Below are 26,461 nucleotides of genomic sequence, written 5' to 3'. Positions count from 1 at the left end.
CCGCAGATCACACGCCCCGCGGCCCCGGACCCTCGGCTATCCGCCGCAGTCCGGCCATGGCGAACACGACCGTCGTTAAGGTGAACCACATGAGCTCTCCCGCCCGCTTCGACCGCGGCCACACCGACGATCTGATGACCTTTCTGACGGCCAGTCCGTCGCCGTACCACGCCGTGGCCAATGCGGCCGAGCGGCTGGAAAAGGCAGGCTTCAGGCAGTTGTCGGAAACGGACGCCTGGGATGCGGGCACCGGGGGCAAGTTCGTGCTCCGCGGCGGCGCGCTCATCGCCTGGTACGTCCCCGAAGGCACGGCCGCCCACACGCCGTTCCGGATCGTCGGCGCCCACACCGACTCCCCCAACCTCCGGGTCAAGCCGCTGCCGGACACCGGCTCGCAGGGCTGGCGGCAGATCGCCGTCGAGATCTACGGCGGCACCCTGCTCAACACCTGGCTCGACCGGGACCTGGGCCTGGCCGGTCGGTTGACGTTGCTCGACGGCACCGACCGCCTGGTGAACGTGGACCGCGCGCTGCTGCGCGTTCCCCAACTCGCCGTCCACCTGGACCGGTCGGTGAACTCCGACGGCCTCAAGCTCGACAAGCAGCGGCACATGCAGCCGATCTGGGGTCTGGGCGAGGTCCAGGAGGGCGATTTGATCGCCTTCCTCGAAGAGGAGGAGGGCCTGGCGCGGGGCTCGGTGGCCGGCTGGGACCTGATGGTCCACTCGATCGAGCCGCCCGCCTACCTCGGCCGCGACCGCGAGCTGGTGGCCGGCCCCCGCATGGACAACCTGCTGTCGGTGCACGCGGGCGTCGCGGCGCTGGCGGCGGTGGCGACGAGCGGAAAGCTCGACCACATCCCCGTACTGGCCGCCTTCGACCACGAGGAGAACGGCTCGCAGTCGGACACCGGTGCGGACGGACCGCTGCTGGGCAACGTGCTGGAACGTTCAGTCTTCTCCCGCGGCGGCTCGTACGAGGACCGCGCGCGGGCCTTCGCGGGCACCGTCTGCCTGTCCTCGGACACCGGGCACGCCGTGCACCCCAACTACGCGGAGCGGCACGACCCCTCGCACCACCCGCGCGCCAACGGCGGCCCCATCCTCAAGGTCAACGTCAACCAGCGGTACGCGACGGACGGCAGCGGGCGCGCGGTGTTCGCGGCCGCCTGCGAGCGGGCCGGCGTGCCGTGGCAGACCTTCGTCTCCAACAACTCCATGCCGTGCGGCACGACGATCGGCCCGATCACGGCCGCGCGCCACGGCATCCAGACGGTGGACATCGGCGTGGCGATCCTGTCGATGCACAGCGCGCGCGAACTGTGCGGCGCCGACGACCCGTTCCTCCTCGCGAATGCCCTGGTGGCCTTCCTGGAGGGCTGAGCCCGGACCGTACGCGCGCGACCCCGCCCCGGAACCGTCCGGTGCGGGGCCGCGCGCGCGGTTCCGCCGCCCGCTACTCCGGTCCGGCGTCGAGGCCGGCCAGCACCAGCGGCAGCCGGGTCGCGCCGTCCGCGGTGACCTTCACCGGCACACCCCAGTCCTGCTGGTGCACGTGGCAGGCCGGGTACTCGTTGTGCGGGTCGTCGTCGCAGGACGCCGCCATCGCGGAGACGTGCACGACGCCCTCGGTGACCTCGGGGTTCAGCTCCAGTTCCCGGAACAGGTCCGTCCCCGCGCCCTCGCCGGACACCAGCAGCTCGGGCGGGGTCGAGGAGACCAGCAGCCGGGTGGACGGCCCGTACCGGTCGTCCAGCTTCTGCCCGGTGGGCGCCTGGAACACCACGTCCAGCCGCAGGGTGCCCGGGGCGACCTCGGTCGCGGACCGCTGCGTGCGGTGCGCCACGGCCTCGACGCGGACCGCCTCCTCCGGCAGCCGCAGCCGGGTCAGCCGGTGCCGGGCCGACTCGACGACCACGATGTCCTCGCCGACGAGCACGGCGTCGCTGGGCTCGCGCAGGTCGGTGGCGAGGGTGGTGACCTCGCCGGTGGCGGGGTCGTACCGGCGCAGCGCGTGGTTGTACGTGTCGCTGAGCGCGACCGAACCGTCGGGCAGGGCGGTGACCCCCAGCGGGTGCTGGAGCAGCGCCTGGCCGGCCGGGCCGTCGCGGTGCCCGAAGTCGAACAGTCCGGTGCCCACGGCGGTGCGGATCGCGTAGCCGCCCTCCGCCCGGGGGTCGGCCTCCACGTAGCGCAGGGCGCTGTTCTCCGCGTCGGCGATCCACAGCCGGTCTCCGGCGGCGGCGAGCCCGGACGGCTGGGCGAGCCAGGCCTCCCGGGCGGGACCGTCGTGCAGGCCCTCGCTGGTCGTGCCCGCCGCGACCTCGACGGTCCCCGACTCCGGGTCCCAGGTCCACAGCTGGTGGACACCGGCCATGGCGATCCACACCCGGCCCTGCCACCAGGCCACGTCCCACGGCGAGGACAGGTCCACCTCCAGGGCGGGGCCGGAGGTCGGCGAGCCCTGCCACCACTGGCGCCCCGTTCCGGCGACGGTCTCCACGGCGCCGGTGGCAGGGTCGAAGACGCGCAGCGCGTGGTTGACCGTGTCGGCGACGACGACGGCGCCCGAGGGCAGCAGCGCCAGCCCCTGCGGCTCGCTGAACGCGCCGGGGCCGAAGCCGCGCTCGCCGCCGCCGATGCGGCGTACGACGCCCTCCCCGTCGGCGGTCAGCTCCACGAGCTGGTGCCGGGTGGTGTCGGACACCAGGAGGTTCCCGCCGGGCAGGACGACGGCCTTGCCGGGGAACCGCAGATCGGTCGCGACCGGCTCGGGAGCCACGTACGGCCCGTCGCCCCGGCGCAGGGTGCCCTTGGCCTCGTGCTCGGCCTCCAGCTCGCCCACGAGGCGCTCCAGGGCGTGCGCGTGCCCCTCACCGGCGTGCTGGGCGACGATGTAGCCCTCGGGGTCGATCACCACGAGCGTGGGCCAGGCCCGTACGGCGTACTGCTTCCAGGTCGCGAGCTCGGGGTCGTCCAGGACCGGGTGGTGCACCTCGTACCGCTCGACGGCGTCGACGACGGCCGCGTGCTCGGCCTCGTGCACGAACTTCGGGGAGTGCACGCCGACGATCACGACGGTGTCGCGGTGCTTCTCCTCCAGCTCGCGCAGCTCGTCGAGGACGTGCAGGCAGTTCACGCAGCAGAAGGTCCAGAAATCGAGGATGACGATCCGTCCTCGGAGTCCGGTGAGGGTCAGGTCTTTCCCGCCCGTGTTCAGCCAGCCGCCCTTGCCGATCAGCTCGGGGGCACGGAGACGGGCACGTCGGGGCGCGGGCGCGGGGGTGGGCGCCGGGGCGGCATCGTTCATGCTTCAAGCTTGCCACCCGCCCGTGAACGCGAGGTCACGGGCGTACGAAGCCGGCCGCGTGCCGAGCGGCCCGAGCGGCTCCGGGCCCGCGTCAGCCCAGGAAGGTGCGGAGCGAGCGGGTGAGGGCCGTGACGAAGGCGTCCTGGACGGCCGGGGGGAGGAGGTCCAGGGAGAGGTACGGGTTCAGGTCCTCCAGCTCCACCAGCAGCAGTTCGCCGGAGGGCGCACGGCAGGCGTCCACGCGCTGGATGCCGTGGTCGAGGGTGTTCCACTCGACGAAGCCGTGGGCGAAGGCGAGATCGGCGGCGGTGGGTTCGTACGGCCGCAGTTCCCAGCGGCGGGCCGGGTCCGGGGCGTACAGCGCGTACTGGAAGGCGTCGTCGACGAAGTAGAAGGAGACCTCGTAGGCGAAGTCGATGCGCGGCTGGATCAGGACGGAGCCGGCCGGGCCCGAGGGCCGCGCGGTGAACTCCAGGCCGATGGAGTCCGCGCCCTGCTTGGGCTTGACCGCGTACAGCGGCACCCGGGGGAGCTCCGCCAGTCGGGCCGGGTCGTCGACGGTCGGGATGACCGGGTAGCCGGCGGCCGTGAGGTCGAGGAGGTACTGCTTGCCCGCCATGTCACCGCGGCCGGTCAGCGGGTTGTAGACCCTGATCCCGGCGGCGAGGGCGGCCGCGCGGAAGGCGTCGTAGGCCTCCTGGTAGTGCAGGACCGGCCCGCTGTTGCGCACGACCACGGCGTCGAAGCCGGGCATCAGGGCGCGGGCGTCGGCGGGATGGCACAGGGCGATCTCGAAGGACTCCCGCAGCCGCGAGGTGAGGAATATGTCCTCGTCGCAGTAGCGGCGGCCGCGCGCGGGGTAGGCCAGGTCGGTCACGTAGAGCAGGGGCATGACGGCAACCTATCGCGGGCGCGGAGCACGCCACGAAACCACCCGTACGGGACGAAACACCCGCCGTCGCGGACGGCTGCCGGACCGAGGGCGACGGCGGGCGGCGCTTCAGCGGCCGATGTCCGGGCGGCGGTCCTTGAGGGCCGGGAACTGGGAGCGGGTCTCGGCGACCTTCGCCGGGTCCAGGTCCACCGTCAGGACGTCCTCGCCGGGGCCGGCCTCCGCCAGGACCTCGCCCCACGGGTCCACCACCATGCTGTGCCCGGCCTGTTCGACGCCCGCGTGGGTGCCCGCCAGGCCGCACGCCAGGACGTACGACTGGTCCTCCACGGCCCGCGCCCGGTTGAGCAGGGTCCAGTGCGAGCGGCGGCGCGCGGGCCAGCCGGCCGCGACGACCATCGTGGTCGCGCCGGCGTCGACCAGACCCCGGAAGAGCTCGGGGAAGCGCAGGTCGTAGCAGGTGGCGATGCCGAGGACCTGCTCCGGCAGGGTCACCGTGGTGAGGGAGTCGCCGGCCGACATCAGCACCGCCTCGCCCTGGTCGAAGCCGAAACGGTGGATCTTGCGGTAGGTGGCGGCCAGCTCGCCCGCCGGGGACAGCACGAGGGCGGTGTTGTAGAGCGAGCCGTCACCCGCGCGCTCCACGACCGAGCCGGCGTGCAGCCACACCCCGGCGTCGCGCGCGGCGCCGGCCATGACCTCGTAGGTCGGGCCGTCGAGCGGCTCCGCCTCGGTCTCGAACTGCTCGTAGGTGAAGGCTCCGACCGTCCACAGCTCCGGCAGGACCACGAGGTCGGACCCCGCCTGCTCCCGTACGAGATCGGCCACCCGAGTACGCCGGGAAGACACCGACTCGCCCTCATTCACCGCGATTTGGATCAGCGAGGCGCGCACACTACCACCGTCCTGGCATTCAAGCCGTCAACTCGGGCCTACGATCGTCACACGAAAGCACTGCCGGGGTGCTCACCGGCAGCGTAGTTTTGGAAACTGAGTCTCCGAAGTCTTGAGCATCCAGACCGCGCCACTGAACAGCACCGCGAGGGGTCCCGTTGACCGTCCATCCCAGCCTTCAGCCCTATGCCGACGCGTGGACGCACTCCATCGAGGCGATATCCGAGCTGGTCCTCCCGCTGGCGGAGGGCGAGTGGAACCGGGCGACGCCGTGCCCGGGCTGGTCGGTCCGCGACGTCGTGTCGCACATCATCGGTATCGAGTGCGAGCAGCTCGGGGACCCGCGGCCGATCCACACCGTGGCCCGGGACCTGCGGCACGTGGTGGACGAGTTCAGCCGGTACATGGAGGTGCAGGTCGACGTGCGCCGGCACCACACCGCGCCGGAGATGACCTCGGAGTTGGAGTACACCGTCATCCGGCGCGCCCGCCAGCTGCGCAACGAGAAGCGGGATCCGGCCACGATGGTGCGGGGCCCGCTGGGCGACCAGGTGACGCTGGAGCAGGCGCTGCGGCTGCGGGCGTACGACGTGTGGGTCCACGAGCAGGACCTGCGGGCGGCGCTGGGCGCACCCGGCAACTGGGACTCCCCGGGCGCCCACGTGGCGCGGGACGTCCTGCTGGCGGGGCTGCCGAAGGCGGTCGCCAAGGGGGCGGGCGCGCCCGCGAACTCGGCGGTGGTCCTGGACGTGCACGGGCAGCTGGAGTTCATGCGGACGGTACGGGTCGACGCGAACGGCCAGGGGACGCTGGACAAGGCGCCGTCGCTGGGTCCGGCGGTGACGCTGACGCTGGACTGGCCGACGTACGTCCGCCTGGCGGCGGGGCGGGTGCGGGCGCACGCCGTGGCCGACCGGGTGAAGGTGGAGGGCGATCCGGAGCTGGCCGCCGCCATTCTCGCGGCCTTCGCGGTGACGCCGTGACGCGGTGACCCGGTGACGCGGCTGACCGGGTGACGCGGTGACGCCTCGCGGCGGGCCGGGGTCCGTGCCGAACCCGGCTCCGCCCCGGACCCCCGCGCCTCGAACGTCGGCGGAGCCGGATGTGCCCGGCGGGGGCTACGCCGCCTCGCGGGCGAGGGCGTGGGGGCGCAGCCGGAGGATCTGGGCCACGCCGAGGGCTTCGAGGACGAAGACCGTCGAGAAGGCGATGCGGTAGTTGTCGCCGGTGGCGTCCAGCAGGACGCCCACCGCGAGCAGGGTGGTCATCGAGGCGAGGAAGCCGCCCATGTTCGTGATCCCGGAGGCGGTGCCCTGGCGCTCCGCCGGGTTGGCCGGACGGGCGAAGTCGAAGCCGATCATCGACGCCGGTCCGCACATCCCGAGCACCAGGCACAGGGCGACCAGCAGCCACATCGGCGCCCGGTCCCCCGGATACGCGAGCACCGCCGCCCACAGCGTGGCGGTGACGCCGACCGTGCCCAGCGCCAGCGGTATCCGCGCGGACTGCCGGCGTCCCACGACCTGGCCGTAGACCAGCCCGAGGGCCATGTTCGAGGCGACCACCAGCGTCAGCAGCCCGCCCGCCGTGCTCCGGGACAGCCCCTGCGCCTCGACCAGGAACGGCATCCCCCACAGCAGCAGGAACACCATCGCGGGGAACTGGGTGGTGAAGTGCACCCACAGCCCGAGCCGGGTACCGGGCTCCCGCCAGGACTCGGCGATCTGACGGCGCACGAAGCCGCCCCCGCCGCCCCGCGCCACGTTCGGCCGGGGCGGTGACCCGTGCCCCTCGGGGTGGTCGCGCAGGAACAGCACCAGCGGCACCAGGACGACCAGCCCCGCGACGGCGCTGCCCGCGAAGGCCGCCGTCCAGCCGACGCCGTGCAGGACGGGCGCCAGCACCAGGGTGGAGACGAGGTTGCCCGCCATGCCGACCAGCCCGGCCAGCTGCGCCACGAGCGGTCCGCGCCGGGCCGGGAACCACCGGTTGCCGAGCCGCAGTACGGAGATGAAGGTCATCGCGTCGCCGCAGCCCAGCAGGGCGCGCGCGGCGAGTGCCATCCCGTACGAGGGCGAGAGCGCGAAGCCGAGCTGCCCGATCGTGAAGAGCACCGCGCCCAGCGTCAGCACTTTCTTGGTACCGAGCCGGTCCACCATCAGGCCGACGGGTATCTGCATGCCCGCGTACACGAGGAGTTGGAGCAGCGAGAAGGCGGCCAGGGCCGAGGCGTTGACGTGGAAGCGGTCGGCGGCGTCGAGTCCGGCGACGCCGAGGCTGGTCCGGAAGATCACCGCGACGAAGTAGACGGCGACGCCGATGCCCCAGACGGCGACCGCCCGCCGGCCGCCCGGTGGGTCCTCGGCCGCGGGCAGGGCGGCGCCGACACGGACGTCGGGAGGGCCCGCGGCGCCGGGAGTTCCCGCGGCACCTGGAGCCCCCGCGGCGCCGGGGGACGCGGCCGGCGCGGTCATCGGCCCGACCCCCGCACCAGCGCCTCGACCCGCCCGATGTGCCCGCGGACCGCCGCGGCCGCCGCCTGCGCGTCCCCGGCGCGCAGCGCGTCGAGGATCTCGGTGTGCTCGGCCAGGGTCCGCTCGACCCGGTCGGGGTGGGCGTGCAGCACGGCCACCCCCATCCGCAACTGCCGGTCGCGCAGTTGGTCGTAGAGGCGTTGGAGGATCTGGTTGCCGGCGCTGCGCACGATCTCGGCGTGGAAGGCCCGGTCGGCGGCCATCATCGCCGCCAGGTCGCCCGCGGCGGCGTGCCCGCGCTGTTCCTCGACCAGGTCGGCGAGCCGGTCCAGCAGGCCGGGGGGCGCGGGCACGGCCCGCCGTACGGTGAACTCCTCGACCAGCAGCCGGGTTTCGAGCACGTCGGTGATCTCCTGCGCGGAGACCGGCAGGACCAGCGCGCCCTTCTTCGGGTACAGCTTCAGCAGCCCCTCGGTCTCCAGCCGCAGCAGCGCCTCGCGGACCGGGGTGCGGGACACCCCGACGGCTCCGGCCAGTTCGCCCTCGGTGAGCAGGGTGCCGCCCTCGTAGCGACGGTCGAGCACCCCCTGCTTGACGTGCCGGTAGACCCGGTCGGCGGCGGTCACGGCGCTCGTGCGCGGGGGAGTGGGCGCGGGGGCGGGGGCGGAAGGAGGAGGGGCGGCCGGCATGCGCACAGGATAGATACATCAGAGGTGCAAACCCGGGCGGCGTCCACGATGCGGACCCGTCCGCGACGGTGAGCCCGGAGCGCCGCCGCGCCCGCATCGAAGGATGTTGCGCGGCTTCGTCGGCCGCACGACGTTCGGCACCGGCGCTCAGCGGGCCCCGCGGGTGACCTCCACGTCCAGGACGAACTCGTCGTACGGGGCCTCGTCCGGGTAGGGCGGCCGGACCTGCGCGAAGCGGATCCGGGCCCGCCCGCCCCGGAGTCCCCGGACGAGGTACGTCCGCTCCACCGGGGCGCCGGGCAGGACGTCCACCGGGCTCCCCGGCGCCAACCCGGTCCCGGCCCCGGCCCCGGGCGGGCCCTCGGCCACCGACACCGCGTCCGCGTCACCGGTGACCTGCCAGGTCCACACGTACCCGCGCGCCCCCCGCCCGCCGAGCCGCAGCTCGTAGGGCTCGCCGGGGTCCAGCGTGACGCTCCGTACTTCCACCCGGGCGGTCCTCTCAGACGGGGCCGACGACCGGCCCCTCGTGCCAGCCCGCGCGGTCGCGCCAGTAGTGCTGGAGCCGGCGGTCGGTGCGCAGGACGATGACTTCCAGGTTGAACCCGAAGCTGCCCTGGAGCATCCCGGTGACCGCGAGGACGTCGTGGCCGAACACCGCGCCGCGGCTCCACCCCGAGGCACCCGTGTTGCCCCGCCACCAGTGCTCGACGAAGCCTCCGGCGACGGCCACGCACAGCTCGTAGTTCCCGGCGGTGTCCTCGTCGGCGGCCCCGTACTGCCCCTCGATCAAGCAGGGCGCGGACGTGGCCCCGGCGCCGAAGACCTCCCCGGGGCGCCAGGCGAAGCCGTTCGCGTCGTCGCGCCACCACAACTGCATGCAGCCGTCCAGCCGGGTGGCGACGAGGTCGAGGCGCCGGCCCCGGGTCTGGACCAGCGCCGGTCCGTAGTGGGCGATGCCGGAGGCGAACCGGCCGCCGTCGTTCCAGCTCCAGGGGGCGCCGTTGATCCGCCACCAGTGGTTCAGCCGGCCGTCGGCGGTGCGGACGACCACCTCGAAGTTGCCCGGCTTCCCGTAGTCGCTCTGGATGAAGCCCGGCGTCGAACCGACGGCCGCGTCACCCGGCCCGAAGGCACCGCCGTCGCGCCAGGCGCCGCCGGTCTGCTCGTAGTACCAGTGGCGCAGCCGGCCGCCGGTGGTCACGTGCAGGGACTCCATGTTCCGGTTGTACGTGCTCCCGGTGAAGGCCGGCTGGCCGGAGGCGTCACTCGCGAACGTGCCCGCGCGGGCCCAGGGGAAAGGCGCGTCGCCCTCGCGCCACCAGTGCTGGAGACGGCTGCCGGCGGTGGTGGCGAGCAGCTCGAAGTTGCGGTGGGACCGGCCGTTGCCGCTCTCGTAGACGTTGCCGGCGTGCAGGCGGCGCTTGCTCCACGGGTCGATGTTGGTGCCGCGCAGTCCGCACTTGGCCCAGTAGTCGATGCCTGCCTCGCCGTAGGCGATCCGGCCGTAGCCGCCCACGTGGTAGCCCGGCCCCCAGGAGTTCTTGAACAGCCAGCAGCCCGCGGCGTCGTCGTAGCCGACGACGAGCACGCAGTGGCCGCCCGCGAGCCGGTCGCTGGTGCGGTGGTAGACCCCGGAGCCCAGGGCGAAGAAGTCGTCGTAGACGTCGAAGCAGGCGGTCAGCGGGCCGACCGTGTCCAGCCAGATCTTCTGCTGCTCCACGTCGCCGAGCCGCACGTAGTCGGTGATCCGGACCGTCCTGCCCGACCTGTCCCAGCTCGGCGTGTACTCGGCGCGCCAGGCGTCGCGCCGGGCGGCGGGCAGCCCGGCGGGCGGCGTGCTGTACGGCCAGCAGTCCGGGTCGGCGAGCCCGCCGTTGTCCTTGATCCAGTCCAGCGCGGTCTCGGGGTTGCCACCCTGCCCGCAGGTGGACTTCAGCGCGTCGTGCACGTCGCCCTCGGAGCGCCGGGCCCAGACGTCGTGCTCGATCCGGGCCATGGACTCGACCAGGCCGGCCGCGCCGAACGCCCAGCAGGAGCCGCAGGGGTTCTGGTCCCTGACCTTGGTGATCCAGGGCCAGCCCCAGCGGTGGCGCCAGTCGACGGCGGCGGGCCGGGCGGCGGCCGCCGGGCGGGTCGCCGGGTCGGCCTCCCGGCCGGGGAGCAGCCCGTGCGCGGCGCGGCGGCGGGTGAGGTGGGGATTGCCGCTCTCCCCTCCCACGAGCGAGCGCAGGTCGACGGGTCCCACCGCATCGGCGGGCGTCAGGTTCGCCCCGGGCTCCAGACCGAGCGAGGGCCGGGGCACCGGATCCTCGTCGGCCAGGTGTTCCAGGACGGACCAGCGCGCTCCGCGTGCCACGAGCCGTGCCCGTAGCTCCCCCACCGTCTGGACAGACTCCTCCGGCATGGCGGCCCCCCAGCTGCAACCGTTCGGATCCGAGATCCGGGAGCCTCCCGCCGGCACCGGGGCCCGTCAAGGGGCGCCGTACGGTCGCGCGGTGGCACGGGCGGCGCGTACGACCACGGCCCGTCACGGCGTCGGCCACCTCGGCCGCCGACAAGCTCACGGGCGGCGTACCCGCCCCGCTGAGCCGCCCCGGCGCGGGAGCGCCCCGGCATGGTTCACGGGAGCTCGGCCCGGACCGCCGCCCAGGCGTCGACCGCCCGCGCCAGGGGGTCGGCGTCCGGAAGGTGGGACCGTACGAGGGCCAGGGCGGGGATCAGGTTCTTGATCCGGCGCAGGTGCTGGATCCGGGACTTCGGCAGGTCCCGCCAGGTACGGGCCTGCGCCAGCGCGGCCTGCGGGGTGAGGTCGATCAGCGCCAGCGCCTCCCGGCACAGGGCCGCCGGGTCGCCGCCGCGCCCGGGGCCGAAGCGCTGGATCAGGTAGCCGCGCACGCCGGCCAGCTCGGCCCCCCGGACCAGCTCGGACGCGCCTTCCAGCGCCGCGCATCGGTAGGTCGCGGTCACCGCCACGCGCCCCCAGCGCAGCCGGACCGCGTCCGGCAGCCGCTCGTCCCGCATCCGGCTCCCGGCCAGGCTCCGCAGCGTCCGCGGCGCCGGTTCGTCCCCCAGCGGCGGATCGGCGGCCAGCCAGTCCTCCAGCTCCGCCAGCGCGTGCCCGTCCGGCGGCACCGCCGTCAGCACCTGGCCCGGGGTCAGCAGCGCGACCACGGCCCCCCTGAGGTGCACCCGGGCCGTGTGCCCGGCTCCGACCGAGACCACGGTCCGCCCGTACCGCTCGATGCCGCGCAGGCCGAGGCGGAGCTCACCGACGGCGTAGACCTGCCCGGTCCGCGCCACGCCGCCCACGCACCGGACCACGCACACCCCGCCCGTGACGTCGGCCTCCTCAACGGAGTACACCTGCAGTTCTGCGATGGACACCCCGGCCCCCTTCCCCGGCGGGAGGCTACCGCCTCACCGCCCCCGCGGGGCGGGGACGGCCACGGCGGGCGCCACCGCGCTCCCCGGCACGAGGGCGGCGGCGAGCCCGTCGCCGTTCCGTGCGGGGGATTCACCTCATGCGCGCTTGTCTGACCAGCCGGATCTCGGTGATCTCGTAGCCGGCCCGGTCGAAAGCCGCGGCCCTCGGCATGTTGACGGTGTCCGTGGTCGCGGTGATCCGCTCCGCGCCCGCCGCCGCGTGGAAGCGGGTGAGCTCATCCAGCACGTCGTCGATCAGGCCCTTGCCCGGCTGCTCCGGTACGACGCCGAGGTGGCCGACGTCGCGGTGGTAGGGCGTCGCCGAGGGCAGCGCCAGGCCGGCCGGCGCGCCGTCCGGCAGCCCGGCGAGGCGCCACCAGGAGCGCTCGCCCGGGCGGTCCGGGGAGAACGCGAGGTCCTCGCGGGCCGGCTGCTCCTCGTCCCTGACCCGCGGTTCGCTGCCGGGTGGGCGTCGGCACGGGCCAGGGCCGCGGGGTCCGCGGTAGGGGGGCGGAGCGCGGCGGGGGCGGGGCGGATGAGCATCCGGCGATGATCACACGGGGCCGGGGCCGCGACAGTGGTTTCCGTACCCTCCCACCGGCCCGGGGGCGGCGGGAGGGTACGGGTGCGCGCATCCGGTCAGGACCAGGTGACCAGCCTGCGCGGGTGCTCCAGGACGGCCGCGATGTCGGCCAGGAAGCGGGAGCCGAGCTCGCCGTCGATGAGGCGGTGGTCGAACGACAGCGCCAGGGTGGTGACCTGCCGCGGCTTGACCTTGCCCTTGTGGACCCACGGCTGGAGCTTGATCGCGCCGACCGCGAGGATCGCGGACTCGCCGGGGTTCAGGATGGGCGTACCGGTGTCGACGCCGAAGACGCCCACGTTGGTGATGGTGAGCGTGCCGTTCTGCATGTCGGCCGGGGATGTCTTGCCGTCGCGGGCCGTGGCGACCAGCGAGGACAGGGCCTCCGAGAGCTCCGGCAGGGTCTTGGCGTGCGCGTCCTTGATGTTCGGGACGATCAGCCCGCGGGGGGTGGCCGCCGCGATGCCCAGGTTGACGTAGTGCTTGAGCACGATCTCCTGGGCCGCCTCGTCCCAGGAGGCGTTGACCTCCGGGTTGCGGCGGACCGCGACCAGGACGGCCTTCGCGATGAGCAGCAGCGGGTTGATCCGCAGCCCCGCGAGGTCCGGGTCGGCCTTGAGCTCCTGGACCAGCTTCATCGTGCGGGTCACGTCGAAGGTGATGAACTCGGTGACGTGCGGCGCGGTGAAGGCCGAGCCCACCATGGCCTGGGCGGTGACCTTGCGGACGCCCTTGACCGGGATACGGGTCTCCCTGGCCGTCGCCTCGGCCTGCCCGGCCGGGGCCGCGACGGCCTGCGCCGCAGCCGCAGCCGCCGCCGGTGCGGGCGCGGCCGCTGCCGCCGGGGCGGGGGCCTCCTGCGGCGCGAGCACCGCGGTGGCCGCCGCGTGGACGTCCTCCCGGGTCACGACCCCGCCGGCGCCCGTGGGCACCACGACGGCCAGATCGATCCCGAGGTCCTTGGCGAGCTTGCGCACCGGCGGCTTGGCCAGCGGCCGCTCGCCCGTACCGGGCTGCGCCGGCACGGCCGGGGCCGCGGGGGCGGCCGGCGCCGCGGGGGCGGAACCGTTGCGCGACGGCACGGCCGTCCGCGCCGCACCGGGGACCGCCTTGCGCGGGCGGCGCTTGGTGGACGCGGTGGAGACGCCGTAGCCGACCAGGACGGGCTGGCGCGCCTGGGGCGCGGCCTCCTCCGCCGGTGCGGCGGGGGCGGCGGCCGCGGCGGCCGCCGGGGCGGCCTCCTGGACCGGGGTCTCGGCCGCGCCGGCCGGGGCCTGCGTCGCGACCGAGATGATCACCTGGCCGACGTCGACCGTGGTGCCCTCCTCGAAGAGGAGCGCGTGCACGGTCCCGTCGAACGGGATCGGCAGTTCCACGGCCGCCTTCGCGGTCTCGACCTCGCAGACGACCTGGCCGTCGGTGACGGTGTCACCGGGCTGGACGTACCACTTGAGGATCTCGGCCTCAGTGAGGCCCTCGCCCACATCGGGCATTTTGAATTCGCGGATGGTCACGGGGCTCTCCTCAGTACGCCAGCGAGCGGTCGACGGCGTCGAGCACCCTGTCCAGGCCGGGCAGGTACTCGTCCTCCAGGCGGGCCGGCGGGTACGGGGCGTGGAAACCGCCCACGCGCAGGACCGGCGCCTCCAGGTGGTAGAAGCACCGCTCCGTGATGCGAGCGGCGATCTCCGAGCCCATGCCCAGGAACACCGGCGCCTCGTGGACGACCACGAGCCGGCGGGTCTTCTCGACCGACGCCTGGATCCCGTCGAAGTCGACCGGGGACATCGAGCGCAGGTCGACGACCTCCACCGACTTGCCCTCCTCGGCCGCGGCGGCGGCCGCCTCAAGGCAGACCTTCACCATCGGGCCGTAGGCGGCGAGCGTGACGTCCGAGCCCTCGCGGGCCACCCGGGACGCGTGCAGCGCGTCCGGAATCGCGTCGACGTCGACCTCGCCCTTGTCCCAGTAGCGCCGCTTCGGCTCGAAGAAGATCACCGGGTCGTCGCTCAGGATCGCCTGCTGGAGCATCCAGTACGCGTCGGCGGCGTTCGAGGGGGAGACCACCTTGAGGCCGGGCACGTGCGCGAAGAGCGCCTCCGGCGACTCGCTGTGGTGCTCGACCGCGCCGATGCCGCCCGCGTACGGGATGCGTACGACGACGGGCAGCTTGATCTTGCCCAGGGCCCGCGCGTGCATCTTCGCGAGCTGCGTGACGATCTGGTCGTACGCGGGGAAGACGAAACCGTCGAACTGGATCTCCACGACCGGGCGGTAGCCGCGCAGGGCGAGGCCGATCGCCGTACCGACGATCCCCGACTCGGCGAGCGGGGTGTCGATGACCCGCTCCTCGCCGAAGTCCTTCTGCAGGCCGTCGGTGATGCGGAAGACACCACCGAGCTTGCCCACGTCCTCGCCCATGATCAGGACCTTCGGGTCCGTCTCCAGGGCCTTGCGCAGCGACTCGTTGAGCGCCTTCGCGATCGACATCTTCTGGGTAGGCACGGTGGTCACTCCCCACCCTCGAAGGACGCGAGGTAGGCGGCGAACTGCGCGCGCTCCTCGTCGACGAGCGCGTGCCCGTCCGCGTACACGTTCTCGAAGATCGCCATGGTGTCGGGATCGGGCATGGCGCGCACGACCTCGCGCACCCGCTTGCCGAGCGCCTCGCTCTCCGTCTCCAGCCCCTCGAAGAAGGCCTCGTCGGCGCCTCCGGTGGCCAGCAGGTGGGCCTTCAGGCGCAGGATCGGGTCCTTCGCCTCCCAGGCCGCCGTCTCCTCGTCCCGCCGGTACTTCGTCGGGTCGTCGGAGGTGGTGTGCGCGCCCATGCGGTAGGTGAACGCCTCGACCAGGGTCGGGCCCTCGCCGCTGCGGGCCCGCTCCAGGGCCCAGCGGGTCACGGCCAGGCAGGCCAGCACGTCGTTGCCGTCGACGCGGACGCCGGGGAAGCCGAAGCCCTGGGCGCGCTGGTAGAGCGGCACCCGCATCTGGCGCTCGGTGGGCTCGGAGATCGCCCACTGGTTGTTCTGGCAGAAGAACACCACGGGGGAGTTGTAGACCGCCGAGAAGGTGAAGGCCTCGGCCACGTCGCCCTGGCTGGAGGCGCCGTCGCCGAAGTAGGCGATGACCGCGGAATCGGCCCCGTCCTTGGCCACCCCCATCGCGTAACCGGTCGCGTGGAGCGTCTGCGAGCCGATGACGATGGTGTACAGGTGGAAGTTGTTGGTGGTCGGGTCCCAGCCGCCGTGGTTCACACCGCGGAACATGCCGAGCAGGTTGGTCGGGTCGACGCCCCGGCACCAGGCCACGCCGTGCTCGCGGTACGTCGGGAAGACGTAGTCGTCGGAGCGCAGGGCCCGGCCGGAGCCGATCTGGGCGGCCTCCTGGCCGAGCAGCGAGGCCCACAGGCCCAGCTCGCCCTGGCGCTGGAGGGCGGTCGCCTCACCGTCGAAGCGGCGCGTCAGGACCATGTCCCGGTACAGCCCGCGCAGGTCGTCGGTGGTGATGTCGGCGACGAAGGGCAGGAACTCCGCATTCTCTGCGTTCTCGACCCGGTCCCCTTCGGGCGTCAGCAGCTGTACGAGCTGAGGTTCGGCGTCATGCGTCTTCGCGGTGGCGGCGGCGGTCTTGCGGGCGCTCGCCGCGCCTGCCGCCCCCTTGGTGCCGCTGCTGCGTCGCGGCTTGCGCGCGGCAGTGCTCTCCACGGTCACGTGTGCTCCTCCGTCGGTCCGGCACCCGGGTTCTCCGGGGTCCAGTGCGGCTCACCTGCATCCGTACCCGCGCACGGGGTGGGTGCGCGTCGTGTACGGGATCCAGGCGTGACAGGTGCCCCGGCGAGTGCCCTGCGCAATGCACGTTACCCAGTGCGCCGCATAACTGCGAAACCCCGTTTGACCTGGGATTTTGCTTGGATTTCCAAGTAAATCAGCGCAAGCGGGAACAACCACTGGTCACAGCCTTGCAGGGGGCCGGAACACCGGCACGTTATCCCGGGTAACTCCGGCAGGGAAGGGGTGAGTGTGTGAAACTGACTTCGTGCGCGAAGACGGAAAAATCAAGGTATTCCTCCTGGACGACCACGAAGTGGTACGGCGCGGCGTTCATGAGCTGTTGTCGGTCGAAGAGGACATCGAGATCGTCGGCGAGGCGGGTACGGCAGCCGACGCATTGGTCCGCATCCCGGCCACCCGTCCCGACGTGGCCGTCCTGGACGTCCGCCTGCCGGACGGCAGCGGCGTGGAGGTCTGCCGGGAGGTCCGCTCGCAGCACGAGGACATCAAATGCCTGATGCTGACCTCGTTCGCCGACGACGAGGCACTGTTCGACGCGATCATGGCCGGCGCCTCGGGCTACGTGCTCAAGGCGATCCGCGGAAACGAGCTGCTCAGCGCCGTGCGTGACGTCGCGGCCGGCAAGTCGCTGCTGGACCCGGTCGCCACCGCGCGGGTCCTGGAGCGGCTGCGCGACGGCAAGAACGGCAAGGGCGACGACCGCCTGTCGAACCTCACCGAGCAGGAGCGGAAGATCCTTGACCTGATCGGCGAGGGCCTGACCAACCGGGTGATCGGCGAGCGCCTGCACCTGGCCGAGAAGACGATCAAGAACTACGTTTCCAGCCTGCTTTCCAAGCTGGGCATGGAACGCCGCTCGCAGGCCGCCGCGTACGTGGCCCGCCTGCAGGCGGAGCAGCGCTACTGAACGGACCGCGGTTCGCGCCCTCTGGGCAGCTCTTGTTCCCATATGACCGCAGCGGATGGCCGCAGCAGATGACCACGGCGGGCGACCGCAGCGGAATGGGCCCGGCGGAATTCATTCCTACGGGCCCATTCCGTCGCCGGCGTCAGTTGGCGGGATCCTCGCCGCCGTTGCCACCCGTCGGGGGAGGCGTCGTCACCGGAGGCCGCGAGACCGTGGCCGTGGCGGTCTTCGTCGGGGTCGCCGAGGGGGTCTTGGTGGTGGTCGGGGGCGGCGTCGTCGACGGCGTGAACGACGGCGTGAACGTCGGGGCGGAGGTCGTCGGCCGGTAGCTCGGCGCGTACGTCTCCGTGTCCGTCGGGCGCGTGTGCTCGGTCGTCGGCGGCGCCGTCGTGCCCTGCGGGGGGCCGGTGGTGGTCGGCTGGCCGCCCGTGGTGCTCTGGGTGGTGTTCGGCTGCTTCCCGCCGCCCCCGCCGCCCCCGCCGTTCACGGCGTAGGCCACGCCGGCCGCGACCGCGACGACCGCGAGCACGGCGAACAGCCACATCTTCCAACGGCCGCCGTTGCCGCCGCGGTCGTCGTAGCCGTCGTAGCCGCCGGTACCCCCGTGGCCGCCCTGGCCGTTGCCGCCCCCGCCGGGGAAGGCCGAGCCGTCGTCCGGGTTCAGCGGCGCCACCATCGGCTGCTGGAACTGCGAGGTCGAGGCGCTCGCGGGGTGCTGCCGACCGCCGGGTCCGCCCACGGGCATGGCCGTGGTCGGCGCGGCGCCGCCCCGGCCGTGCGGCAGGGCCATGGCGACCGGGCCGGTGTTCCAGGTGCCGGTGTTGGGCCCCTGCTCGTGCAGCATCCGGAGCGCGTACTGGACCAGCCCGCGCATCTCCTCGGCGCTCTGGAACCGGTCGTCCGGGTCCTTGGCGAGCGAACGCATGACCAGGCCGTCGAGCTCCTGGGGGATGTGGTGGCCCTCCGGCAGCTGCGAAGGCGGCACCGGGGCGTCCTGGACGTGCTGGTAGACCACCGACAGCGGGGTCTCCCCGGTGAAGGGGGGCCGCAGCGCCAGCAGTTCGTACAGCAGGCAGCCGGTCGCGTACAGGTCGGAGCGGTGGTCGACGGCCTTGCCGAGGGCCTGTTCGGGCGACAGGTACTGCGGGGTGCCCATCACCATGCCGGTCTGCGTCATCGTCGACTGCACGCCGTGCAGGGCGCGGGCGATGCCGAAGTCCATGACCTTGACCGCGCCGGTCTCGGTGATGATGACGTTCGCCGGCTTGATGTCGCGGTGCACGATGCCGTGCTGGTGCGAGTAGGCGAGTGCTTCCAGCACGCCCGAGACGATGATGAGCGCCTGGTCCGGTCCGGGGGCGTCGGCGCTGATCAGCAGGTCGCGGATGGTGCGGCCCTCGACCAGCTCCATCACGATGTACGGGACGGTGTTGGGGCCGACCCGGTCCTCGCCGGAGTCGTACACGGCGACGACGGCATGGTGGTTGAGTCCGGCGACCGACTGCGCCTCGCGCGTGAAGCGGGCCTTGGACACGGGGTCCTCGGCGAGATCGGCGCGCAGCAGCTTCACCGCGACGGTGCGCCCCAGGCGCACGTCCTCGGCGGCGAACACCTCGGCCATGCCGCCCCGGCCCAGGCGGTGGGTCAGCCGGTAACGACCGTCGCCCACCAGGCCACCGGCGCCCCAGTGCTCAGGACCGTCGGCCATCCCGCCGCCGTTTCCCTCGGGTTCGGGTGCCATCAGTCCTCGCCGTCGTCTCTCTCGGCCGCCGCTCAGCGGTTCCTTTTCTTTGTGCTGCGACGAACGCTACAGCCTCGGAACCGGTCACCGTTCGGACACAGACACCCTGCGCCCGTGTGGTCACGGAACGGGCACCCGGCTTGACGTGTGCTTGCCCTCCGGCAGACTGGGCGCCACGTGCGCCCGGCCAGAGGCGCGGGGACACATCCCGAGGGGAAGCAACAGTCATGAGCCAGGACGGCACCAAGGGCCAGTACGCGGGCGGCTCGTTGGCCGGTGGCCGTTACCAGCTAAGGGACTTGCTCGGTGAGGGCGGCATGGCGTCCGTGTACCTGGCGTACGACTCCGCCCTCGACCGGCAGGTCGCCATCAAGACCCTGCACAGCGATCTGGGCCGGGAGCAGTCCTTCCGCGAGCGCTTCCGCCGCGAGGCCCAGGCTGTAGCCAAACTGTCGCACACGAACATCGTCTCGGTCTTCGACACCGGCGAGGGCGTCGTCACCTCGGCCGGCTCCCCGACCGGGGACGGCGCGGTGATGCCGTACATCGTCATGGAGTACGTGGAGGGGCAGCCGCTCGGCTCCGTCCTGGACTCGGACGTCAGGCAGTACGGGGCGATGCCGGCCGACAAGGCGCTGAAGGTGACGTCCGACGTGCTGGCCGCCCTGGAGACCAGCCACGAGATGGGGCTGGTCCACCGGGACATCAAGCCCGGCAACGTGATGGTGAACAAGCGCGGCGTGGTCAAGGTGATGGACTTCGGCATCGCCCGCGCGATGCAGTCCGGGGTCACCTCGATGACGCAGACCGGCATGGTCGTCGGCACGCCGCAGTACCTGTCGCCCGAACAGGCGCTGGGACGCGCGGTCGACGCCCGCTCCGACCTGTACTCGGTCGGCATCATGCTGTTCCAGCTGCTGACCGGGCGCATCCCCTTCGACGCCGACTCGCCGCTGGCCATCGCGTACGCGCACGTGCAGGAGGAGCCGGTCGCTCCGTCCTCGATCAACCGGTCGGTGACCCCGGCGATGGACGCGCTGGTGGCGCGGGCCCTGAAGAAGAACCCGAACGAGCGCTTCCCCACCGCCGCGGCCATGCGGGACGAGGTCGCGCGGGTGCTGTCCGCCGGGCAGACCGTCGCCCCGGTCATCGTCCAGGGGATCGGTCCGCTGAGCAGCGGGGCCGGCGTGTCCTCCGCCGTGTTCCCGCCGGTGGACTCCGGCTTCCAGGCGCCGCCGCAGTCGGTCCAGCACCCGTACCAGGCGCCGCACACCCCGGCGCCGTCCCCGTACGCCCCGGGCCCGGTCGCCCAGCCGCAGGGCGGCTACGCCTACCCGCACACGCCCCCGCCGCAGCAGCAGTACGCCCCGCACACCCCGCCGCCGTACACGATCTCCCCGGCGGCGCAGGGTCCGGGCGCGGGGGTCGGCGGCGGGGGCGCCAAGCGGAACATGCCGGTGGTCGTCGGCGCGATCGCGGTGGCCGTACTGGCGGTCGGCGGTCTGATCGCGGCGCTCTCCAGGGACGACGACAAGCCCGAGGCGAAGGGTCAGACCCCGGGCGCCTCGGCCTCCGGGTCCGGCTCCGCGAAGGCCGGTTTCAAGGGTCCGGACCTCTCGCGCACGATCGACCCGGCCAAGTGCAAGGAGCCGTCGAAGCACTACAGCGAGGCCGGCAAGTACTCGGCGCCCGACCTCCGCTACAAGAACCTGCTCTCGGTCAAGGAGTGCATCCAGGCCTCCGGCGGCAAGTACAAGATCATTGAGAAGGACGAGGCGGTGTACGGCAAGGACACCGTGCTGGAGCAGAACCCGGCTCCCCAGGACAAGATCGCCAAGGAGGGCACGGAGTACACGCTGACCGTGTCCACCGGCAATCCGGAGTAGCGGCGAACGCCCCCGCGCGGCCGCGGTGGACCGGCCGGGCGGGCCGGGCCGGGTCGGGCCGGGCGGGGCACTGAGCCACACCGGCATCCCGGGCACCCTGATGGGGCGCCCGGGATGCCGCTTTTGCCCCGATATGCAAACCTGAGCGCGTATCGCTGAATCCGAGCCGCGCCTCGGCCGCTCGGGACGGGAGGGCTCCGCCGTGACCCTGGGGCGCATCCGCAGCATTCCGCGCGGCCCGCGACGGCTCGGGCTCGCGGGCGTCGTACTGGCCGCCGTCGCACTCGCGCCCGGCGTCCCCGCGTACGCCCTGCCGCTCACCCTCGCGCACGCCCGTCTCACCTTTGCGCACGCCCCGTTCACCCTCGCCCACGCCCTGCCGCCCACCCTCTCCGCGGTGGCCGCCGGGCCCGCCGCAGCGGATGACGACCCGTCGGACGCGGGACCCGGCCGGCTGGCCGGCAGCGCCTACGGCGTCGGCCGGGAACGGCCCGGGCGGCCCGCGGACGCTGCCGTGAACCCCGAGGCCGTCGCGGCCCCGCGGCCCCCCGCGCTGCGCCCCCGCACCCAGCCGGTCGCCCCGCCGCGCCCCGAGGCCACCCCGCCCCCGGCGGTCAGCGCGCTGGGCACCGGGCCGAACGAGCGGGCCGCCGACCTCGCCGCGCACATACTGCCGCTCGGTACCGGGTTCGCCCTGATGGGAGTGGGCCTCGGCTACCTCGGAATGCGGCTGCGCAAGGGGATCTGACCCTCCCTCCGAAGCCCGCGTCCACCGTCCGGCGTAGTCCCCAGGGCGGTTGACGTGCCGAACATACTCGGTATACATACTCAGTATGTCGATCCGTCACGGGCTACTCGCCCTGCTGGAACGGGGTCCTCGGTACGGCTCCCAGCTGCGCACCGAGTTCGAATCCCGCACCGGTTCCACCTGGCCCCTGAACGTCGGGCAGGTGTACACGACCCTCGCCCGCCTCGAACGCGACGGGCTCGTCGCCCCCGGCGGCGAGGACTCCGCCGGCCACACCCTCTACGCCATCACCGACGACGGCCGCACCGAACTGCGGGAGTGGTACGAGCGGCCCGTCGACCGCGCCAACCCGCCGCGCGACGAGCTGTCCATCAAGCTCGCCATGGCCGTCGGGGCCCCCGGCGTGGACATCCGCGCCGTCATCCAGTCCCAGCGGCACGCCACCATCAAGGCGATGCAGGACTACACCCGGCTCAAGGCCAGGGCCCTCGCCGCCGTCGAGAGCGGGCAGTCCCGCGAACGCGACGACGTGGCCTGGCTGCTGGTCCTGGAGCAGCTGATCTTCCAGACCGAGGCCGAGGCCCGCTGGCTCGACCACTGCGAATCCCGGCTCGTCCGGCTCTCCCTGCCGGCCGACCGGAGAGCCGCCGAGTCCGAACCGCCCCAGGCCGCCGAACCCGCCGACCCGGCCGGGACACCGCACCCGGCCGCCGCCGCGGCACCGACCACCACCACGCCCCGCGCCGCCCGCACGCGGCGGGGCTGAACCACCGTTCCAGGGGGACACCTCATGCCCGACCACCAGTCACAACGGCCCGTCCTGCAGTTGGACCGGCTCGTCCGCACGCACGGCAGCGGCGCCACCGAGGTCCACGCCCTGCGCGGCATCGACCTCTCCGTCTTCCCCGGCGAACTCGTCGCCGTCATGGGCCCCTCCGGCTCCGGGAAGTCCACGCTGCTCACCCTCGCGGGCGGGCTCGACACCCCGACCGGCGGCCGGGTCGTCGTCGAGGGCACCGACATCACCGCAGCGAGCCGCAAGGAGCTGGCCGCGCTGCGCCGCCGCAGCATCGGGTACGTCTTCCAGGACTACAACCTGATACCGGCCCTCACCGCCGCCGAGAACGTGGCCCTGCCCCAAGAACTCGACGGCACCTCCGCCCGCAAGGCCCGGGTCTCCGCGCTCACCGCGCTGGAGGAGATGGGCCTCGGGCAGCTCGCCGACCGCTTCCCCGACGAGATGTCCGGCGGCCAGCAGCAGCGCGTGGCCATCGCCCGCGCCCTGGTCGGCGACCGCCGCCTGGTCCTCGCGGACGAGCCCACCGGCGCCCTGGACTCCGAGACCGGCGAATCCGTCCTCGCCCTGCTGCGGTCCCGCTGCGACGCGGGCGCGGCCGGAATCCTGGTCACCCACGAGCCCCGCTTCGCCGCTTGGGCGGACCGCGTGGTCTTCCTCCGCGACGGCAGCGTCGTCGACGAGACCCTGCGCAGCCACGCCGACTCCCTGCTCACGGGGCAGGCCGGCCAGTGACCTCCTCGCTCCAAGGCTGGTACCACTCCTGGGTGGCCGCGCTCCGGATAGCCCGCCGCGACGCCTGGCGCGCCAAGGGCCGCAGCGCCCTCGTCCTGTCGATGATCGCCCTGCCGATCGTCGGGGTCAGCGCCCTCGACCTCACCCTGCGCAGCGCCGAACTCTCACCCGAGCAGAACCTGGCCCGGTCGATCGGCACCGCCGACGCCCGGTTCACCGTCAGTGGGACGGACGGGCCCATCGAGCAGAAGCCCGACGGCACCGGCTACCGGCCCGTCGGCGGCTACGACTCCCACCAGACGGTGCGCAAGGAGGGCGAGGACCTCCCGGCCATGATGTCCGCGCTCCCGCCCGGCGCGCAGTCCCTCCCGGACCGGACCGGCTACGCCCGGGTCCGCACCACCCACGGCCTGCTCAGCGTCGAACTGCGGGAGATCGACACGCACCACCCGCTGGCCGAGGGCCTGATCGCCCTCGACCGGGGCCGGCTGCCCCGGGCGGCGGGCGAGGTCATCGCCACCACGGCCTTCCTCAAGGACTCCGGCTTCTTCGTCGGCTCCTCGGTGGCCCCGCGCGGCACCGACACCGCGTACAAGATCGTGGGCGCGTACGAACTTCCCTCCGAGCTGGGGCGGACCGAGCTCATCGCCCCGCCCGGGACCCTGATCGACCCGCTCGACAAGTCCCTGACCGCCATCGGCTCGGCCGGGGTGCGGCCCCGGGAGAGCCTCCTCGTGAAGGTCGGCGGTGACGGTTTCACGTGGAACATGGTCATGACGGCCAACACGAAGAGCGTCAGCGTGGTCTCCCGGGCCGTCGTCCTCGACCCGCCCGCCGACTCCGAGGTGCCGCTCTTCCGGAACAACCCCGAAGCCCGGTTCGAGCAGAACGGCACCCTCGTCGCCGAGATGGCCGTCCTGGCCACCGTCGTGGGCCTCGCCATGCTGGAGATCTGCCTGCTCGCCGGTCCGGCCTTCGCCGTCGGCGCACGCCGCTCGCGCCGCCAGCTGGGTCTCGTCGGCGCCAACGGCGGAGACCGGCGCCACATCCGCGCCATCGTGCTCTCCGGCGGCCTGGTCATCGGTTTCGCGTCCGCCGTCATCGGCACGGCCGTCGGCGTGGCGTTGACCATCGGGCTCAAGCCGCTCCTGGAGGAGCGCCTCGGCGCCCGCTTCGGCAGCTGGGACGTCCGGCCGCTGGAACTCGCGGGGATCGCCCTGCTGGCCGTGATCACCGGCCTGCTCGCCGCGATCGTCCCCGCGATCACCGCGTCCCGCCAGACCGTACTGGCCTCGCTCACCGGCCGCCGCGGGGTGCGCCGCGCCAACCGGGTCCTGCCGGTCATCGGCCTGATCGCCGTCGCCGCCGGCGCCGCGATCGCCCTGTACGGGACCACCTCGCAGATGGGCTCCGCCGTCGTGGCGGGCGGCAGCGCCATCGCCGAGCTCGGCATCGTGGCCCTGACCCCGGTCCTGGTCGGCATGTTCGGGCGGATCGGCCGGTGGCTGCCGCTGTCACCGCGCCTCGCGCTGCGCGACGCCGTCCGCAACCGGGGGCGTACGGCTCCCGCCGTGGCCGCCGTCCTGGCCGCCGTCGCGGGCACCGTCGCCGTGGCCACGTACCAGCACAGCCAGGACCTGCAGAACCGGCACGAGTACGTCGCCGAACTCCCGCACGGCACCGGGGTGCTCCAGGTCACGGAGAACTCCGCCCACCAGGAGGTGCCGGCGCTGCGCGAGGCGCTCTCCAAGGAACTCCCGCTGGCACAGCGGGCGGACGTGGAGCGACTGTTCGTCGGCAAGGCCAGCTGCGATTCGTTCTCCCCGGTGCCCGGGTGCGGGCGCGTCGAGGTCGTCACGCCCAAGGAGCAGCGCTGCCCGCTCCACGAGCAGCGTGGTGCCGTCCAGTTCAGCGCGGAGGCGGCCAGGGAGTTGCGCAAGGACTGGCGCTGCAAGGACGGCCGGTACGGCGGCCAGCACGCCACCGTCGTCGCCGACGAGAAGCTGCTCGGCGTCCTGGCGGTCAGCGACCCCGGCTCCGTGACCGCCCTCAGGGCGGGCCGGCCCGTGTCCTTCGACAAGCGCCAGGTCAAGGACGGCAAGGTCACCCTGCGGGTGGTCACCGACATGGAGAAGGCGGAGCTGGCCCAGGAGAACGGCGAGGAGCTGCCGGGCGAGGACAAGGTCCTCGCCGTCCACCAGGCCCCGGACACCGCGGAGGGCTGGGGCATCAAACTGGTCCTGCCGCCGGCCGCCGTGCGGACCGCGGGCCTGAGCACCGCGCCGTTCGGCTCGTACTTCACCCTCGACGGACAGGCCGGCACGCAACAGCGCCAGCGCTTGGACGGTGAGATCGACCGGATGGGCGTCGAGGCCTCCTTGCGCATCGAGGCCGGGTACCAGGGCGGCGCCGACCTGACCCTGCTCGCCCTGACCGTCTTCGCGGGACTGGTCACCATCGGCGCGGCCGGCATCGCCACCGGGCTGGCCCAGGCCGACGCCGAGGCCGACCTGAAGACCCTGGCCGCGGTGGGCGCTCCGCCGCGGGTGCGGCGCACGCTGAGCGGGTTCCAGTGCGGGGTGGTGGCCCTGATGGGCGTCGTCCTGGGCTCGGCGGCGGGCGTCCTCCCCGCTGTCGGGCTGCGCCTGACGGAACGGCGCGAGCTGGAGCGGCTCTACGAGGCGGGCGAGTACATGAGGTACGCGGCGGCGGACGCCGTGCCGTACGTCCCGATCGCCGTGCCGTGGGAGACCCTCGCCGGGCTGCTCGTCGTCGTCCCGCTCGGCGCGGCCCTGCTCGCGGCCCTGGTCACCCGCTCCAGCGGGGCCCTGGCCCGGCGGGCCGCCGGCTAGCCGCAACGGCGCCGTACCGGTGCCCCCGTACAGGGTGGATCACGCCTGTACGGGGGCACACCCTGTGAGTACGGCGGTGTACGAGACAATGGCGGCATGGAGATGCCGAGGAGTGAACGGTCGCAGGACAGCCCCCCGAACGTCCTGATCGTGGGACAGGACGGGACGGCGGTCGGCGGCGCCGATGACGAGTCGCGCGAGGTTCCGGTGACGGAGATGGTCGAACAGCCCGCCAAGGTCATGCGGATCGGCAGCATGATCAAGCAACTCCTGGAAGAGGTACGTGCCGCGCCTCTCGACGAGGCGAGCCGGGTCCGGCTCAAGGACATCCATGCCGCCTCCGTGAAGGAGCTGGAGGACGGTCTGGCCCCGGAACTCGTGGAGGAACTGGAGCGCCTGTCCCTCCCGTTCACGGAGGAAGCCATCCCGTCCGAGGCGGAACTGCGCATCGCGCAGGCCCAGTTGGTCGGATGGCTGGAGGGACTCTTCCACGGCATCCAGACGGCTCTGTTCGCGCAGCAGATGGCGGCGCGGGCCCAGCTGGAGCAGATGCGCCGCGCACTCCCGCCCGGTGCCTCCCACGACGACGACGAGGACGGCGGGCACGGCGCGATCCGCTCGGGCCCGTACCTCTAATCCCCGGCGACCACCGGTCGAAGGCGGGGCGGATCCCGATCCGGCCCCGCCTTCGTCGTGCGCGCGCAGCCCCTCCGTCGTTCGGCACGCGGGGTCCGGGGT

The 26,461-nt window shown here is 73.3% G+C and carries 22 protein-coding genes; 9 read left to right on the top strand and 13 right to left on the bottom strand.

Annotated elements, in window-relative coordinates:
- Positions 1-89: 89 nt before the first annotated feature.
- Positions 90-1,382: a M18 family aminopeptidase gene (locus ACWFQ8_RS09720; RefSeq protein ID WP_453785637.1), complete on the top strand. Its 1,293-nt coding sequence runs from the start codon at positions 90-92 to the stop codon at positions 1,380-1,382.
- A gap of 73 nt (positions 1,383-1,455) precedes the next feature.
- Here ACWFQ8_RS09720 and ACWFQ8_RS09715 read toward each other — a convergent pair whose 3' ends face one another.
- The 3 genes from ACWFQ8_RS09715 to ACWFQ8_RS09705 form a co-directional block, all read right to left on the bottom strand.
- On the bottom strand, positions 1,456-3,309 hold the full coding sequence (locus ACWFQ8_RS09715) for an NHL domain-containing thioredoxin family protein (RefSeq protein WP_453785636.1): 1,854 nt from the start codon (positions 3,307-3,309) through the stop codon (positions 1,456-1,458).
- 91 nt (positions 3,310-3,400) lie between these two features.
- Positions 3,401-4,201 carry a hypothetical protein gene (locus ACWFQ8_RS09710; RefSeq protein ID WP_453785635.1) on the bottom strand — a complete coding sequence of 267 codons (801 nt, stop codon included), beginning with the start codon at positions 4,199-4,201 and terminating at the stop codon, positions 3,401-3,403.
- Positions 4,202-4,309: 108 nt separating this feature from the next.
- A complete protein-coding gene (locus ACWFQ8_RS09705) occupies positions 4,310-5,095 on the bottom strand; it encodes a carbon-nitrogen family hydrolase (RefSeq protein WP_453785634.1) in 786 nt (261 codons plus the stop codon).
- 158 nt (positions 5,096-5,253) lie between these two features.
- On the opposite strand from ACWFQ8_RS09705, the gene ACWFQ8_RS09700 reads away from it, so the two are divergent.
- Complete coding sequence (locus ACWFQ8_RS09700) at positions 5,254-6,078, top strand: maleylpyruvate isomerase family mycothiol-dependent enzyme (protein WP_453785633.1); 825 nt, start codon at positions 5,254-5,256, stop codon at positions 6,076-6,078.
- A 135-nt stretch (positions 6,079-6,213) separates the two neighbouring features.
- On the opposite strand, the gene ACWFQ8_RS09695 is transcribed toward ACWFQ8_RS09700, so the two are convergent.
- From ACWFQ8_RS09695 to pdhA, 9 genes are all read right to left on the bottom strand, one after another.
- A complete protein-coding gene (locus tag ACWFQ8_RS09695; RefSeq protein ID WP_453785632.1) occupies positions 6,214-7,569 on the bottom strand; it encodes an MFS transporter in 1,356 nt (451 codons plus the stop codon).
- Positions 7,566-8,258: a GntR family transcriptional regulator gene (locus ACWFQ8_RS09690; protein WP_453785631.1), complete on the bottom strand. Its 693-nt coding sequence runs from the start codon at positions 8,256-8,258 to the stop codon at positions 7,566-7,568. Before ACWFQ8_RS09690 ends, ACWFQ8_RS09695 begins: the two co-directional genes overlap by 4 nt.
- A 147-nt stretch (positions 8,259-8,405) precedes the next feature.
- Complete coding sequence (locus ACWFQ8_RS09685) at positions 8,406-8,747, bottom strand: hypothetical protein (protein ID WP_453785630.1); 342 nt, start codon at positions 8,745-8,747, stop codon at positions 8,406-8,408.
- 13 nt (positions 8,748-8,760) lie between these two features.
- Positions 8,761-10,665: a C1 family peptidase gene (locus ACWFQ8_RS09680; protein ID WP_453785629.1), complete on the bottom strand. Its 1,905-nt coding sequence runs from the start codon at positions 10,663-10,665 to the stop codon at positions 8,761-8,763.
- Between the two features lie 215 nt (positions 10,666-10,880).
- Positions 10,881-11,645: a hypothetical protein gene (locus tag ACWFQ8_RS09675; RefSeq protein ID WP_453785628.1), complete on the bottom strand. Its 765-nt coding sequence runs from the start codon at positions 11,643-11,645 to the stop codon at positions 10,881-10,883.
- 130 nt (positions 11,646-11,775) lie between these two features.
- Positions 11,776-11,931, bottom strand: a complete 156-nt coding sequence (locus ACWFQ8_RS09670) for a hypothetical protein (protein ID WP_453785627.1) — start codon at positions 11,929-11,931, stop codon at positions 11,776-11,778.
- A gap of 392 nt (positions 11,932-12,323) precedes the next feature.
- On the bottom strand, positions 12,324-13,760 hold the full coding sequence (locus ACWFQ8_RS09665) for a dihydrolipoamide acetyltransferase family protein (protein ID WP_453785674.1): 1,437 nt from the start codon (positions 13,758-13,760) through the stop codon (positions 12,324-12,326).
- 31 nt (positions 13,761-13,791) lie between these two features.
- Positions 13,792-14,772, bottom strand: a complete 981-nt coding sequence (locus ACWFQ8_RS09660; RefSeq protein WP_453785626.1) for an alpha-ketoacid dehydrogenase subunit beta — start codon at positions 14,770-14,772, stop codon at positions 13,792-13,794.
- 5 nt (positions 14,773-14,777) lie between these two features.
- Positions 14,778-15,977 (bottom strand): pyruvate dehydrogenase (acetyl-transferring) E1 component subunit alpha, encoded by a 1,200-nt coding sequence (gene pdhA / locus ACWFQ8_RS09655; RefSeq protein WP_453785625.1) that lies wholly within the window; start codon positions 15,975-15,977, stop codon positions 14,778-14,780.
- A 325-nt stretch (positions 15,978-16,302) separates the two neighbouring features.
- Here pdhA and ACWFQ8_RS09650 point away from each other — a divergent pair, with 325 nt between their 5' ends.
- On the top strand, positions 16,303-16,965 hold the full coding sequence (locus tag ACWFQ8_RS09650; RefSeq protein ID WP_453785624.1) for a response regulator: 663 nt from the start codon (positions 16,303-16,305) through the stop codon (positions 16,963-16,965).
- Positions 16,966-17,107: 142 nt separating this feature from the next.
- On the opposite strand, the gene ACWFQ8_RS09645 is transcribed toward ACWFQ8_RS09650, so the two are convergent.
- On the bottom strand, positions 17,108-18,706 hold the full coding sequence (locus ACWFQ8_RS09645) for a protein kinase domain-containing protein (protein WP_453785623.1): 1,599 nt from the start codon (positions 18,704-18,706) through the stop codon (positions 17,108-17,110).
- Positions 18,707-18,933: 227 nt separating this feature from the next.
- Between ACWFQ8_RS09645 and ACWFQ8_RS09640 the strand changes: the two genes are divergently transcribed.
- The 6 genes from ACWFQ8_RS09640 to ACWFQ8_RS09615 all read left to right on the top strand — a co-directional run bounded on the left by ACWFQ8_RS09640 (position 18,934) and on the right by ACWFQ8_RS09615 (position 26,359).
- Entirely contained in the window at positions 18,934-20,592 is a 1,659-nt protein-coding gene (locus ACWFQ8_RS09640; protein WP_453785622.1) for a protein kinase domain-containing protein, read from the top strand.
- A 202-nt stretch (positions 20,593-20,794) separates the two neighbouring features.
- Positions 20,795-21,340, top strand: a complete 546-nt coding sequence (locus tag ACWFQ8_RS09635; RefSeq protein WP_453785621.1) for a hypothetical protein — start codon at positions 20,795-20,797, stop codon at positions 21,338-21,340.
- Between the two features lie 85 nt (positions 21,341-21,425).
- Positions 21,426-22,106, top strand: a complete 681-nt coding sequence (locus tag ACWFQ8_RS09630; protein ID WP_453785620.1) for a PadR family transcriptional regulator — start codon at positions 21,426-21,428, stop codon at positions 22,104-22,106.
- 24 nt (positions 22,107-22,130) lie between these two features.
- Positions 22,131-22,871, top strand: coding sequence for an ABC transporter ATP-binding protein (locus tag ACWFQ8_RS09625; protein WP_453785619.1), 741 nt, complete (start codon positions 22,131-22,133; stop codon positions 22,869-22,871).
- Between the two features lie 101 nt (positions 22,872-22,972).
- On the top strand, positions 22,973-25,723 hold the full coding sequence (locus tag ACWFQ8_RS09620) for an FtsX-like permease family protein (RefSeq protein ID WP_453785673.1): 2,751 nt from the start codon (positions 22,973-22,975) through the stop codon (positions 25,721-25,723).
- A gap of 96 nt (positions 25,724-25,819) precedes the next feature.
- Complete coding sequence (locus ACWFQ8_RS09615) at positions 25,820-26,359, top strand: bacterial proteasome activator family protein (protein WP_453785618.1); 540 nt, start codon at positions 25,820-25,822, stop codon at positions 26,357-26,359.
- Positions 26,360-26,461: the final 102 nt, after the last annotated feature.

It is taken from the genome of Streptomyces sp. NPDC055254, from assembly GCF_053606025.1.
Note: the sequence above shows the minus strand (reverse complement) of the source record. Positions and strands in the feature narration are given on the sequence as shown.

What these genes read in the sequence shown, in the direction of transcription:
- ACWFQ8_RS09720 (WP_453785637.1), top strand. Translation starts at nt 90, where the DNA reads ATGAGCTCTCCCGCCCGCTTCGACCGCGGCCACACCGACGATCTGATG.
- ACWFQ8_RS09715 (WP_453785636.1), bottom strand. Translation starts at nt 3,309, where the DNA reads ATGAACGATGCCGCCCCGGCGCCCACCCCCGCGCCCGCGCCCCGACGT.
- ACWFQ8_RS09710 (WP_453785635.1), bottom strand. Translation starts at nt 4,201, where the DNA reads ATGCCCCTGCTCTACGTGACCGACCTGGCCTACCCCGCGCGCGGCCGC.
- ACWFQ8_RS09695 (WP_453785632.1), bottom strand. Translation starts at nt 7,569, where the DNA reads ATGACCGCGCCGGCCGCGTCCCCCGGCGCCGCGGGGGCTCCAGGTGCC.
- ACWFQ8_RS09690 (WP_453785631.1), bottom strand. Translation starts at nt 8,258, where the DNA reads ATGCCGGCCGCCCCTCCTCCTTCCGCCCCCGCCCCCGCGCCCACTCCC.
- ACWFQ8_RS09680 (WP_453785629.1), bottom strand. Translation starts at nt 10,665, where the DNA reads ATGCCGGAGGAGTCTGTCCAGACGGTGGGGGAGCTACGGGCACGGCTC.
- ACWFQ8_RS09665 (WP_453785674.1), bottom strand. Translation starts at nt 13,760, where the DNA reads ATGCCCGATGTGGGCGAGGGCCTCACTGAGGCCGAGATCCTCAAGTGG.
- ACWFQ8_RS09645 (WP_453785623.1), bottom strand. Translation starts at nt 18,706, where the DNA reads ATGGCACCCGAACCCGAGGGAAACGGCGGCGGGATGGCCGACGGTCCT.
- ACWFQ8_RS09640 (WP_453785622.1), top strand. Translation starts at nt 18,934, where the DNA reads ATGAGCCAGGACGGCACCAAGGGCCAGTACGCGGGCGGCTCGTTGGCC.
- ACWFQ8_RS09630 (WP_453785620.1), top strand. Translation starts at nt 21,426, where the DNA reads ATGTCGATCCGTCACGGGCTACTCGCCCTGCTGGAACGGGGTCCTCGG.
- ACWFQ8_RS09625 (WP_453785619.1), top strand. Translation starts at nt 22,131, where the DNA reads ATGCCCGACCACCAGTCACAACGGCCCGTCCTGCAGTTGGACCGGCTC.
- ACWFQ8_RS09620 (WP_453785673.1), top strand. Translation starts at nt 22,973, where the DNA reads ATGATCGCCCTGCCGATCGTCGGGGTCAGCGCCCTCGACCTCACCCTG.
- ACWFQ8_RS09615 (WP_453785618.1), top strand. Translation starts at nt 25,820, where the DNA reads ATGGAGATGCCGAGGAGTGAACGGTCGCAGGACAGCCCCCCGAACGTC.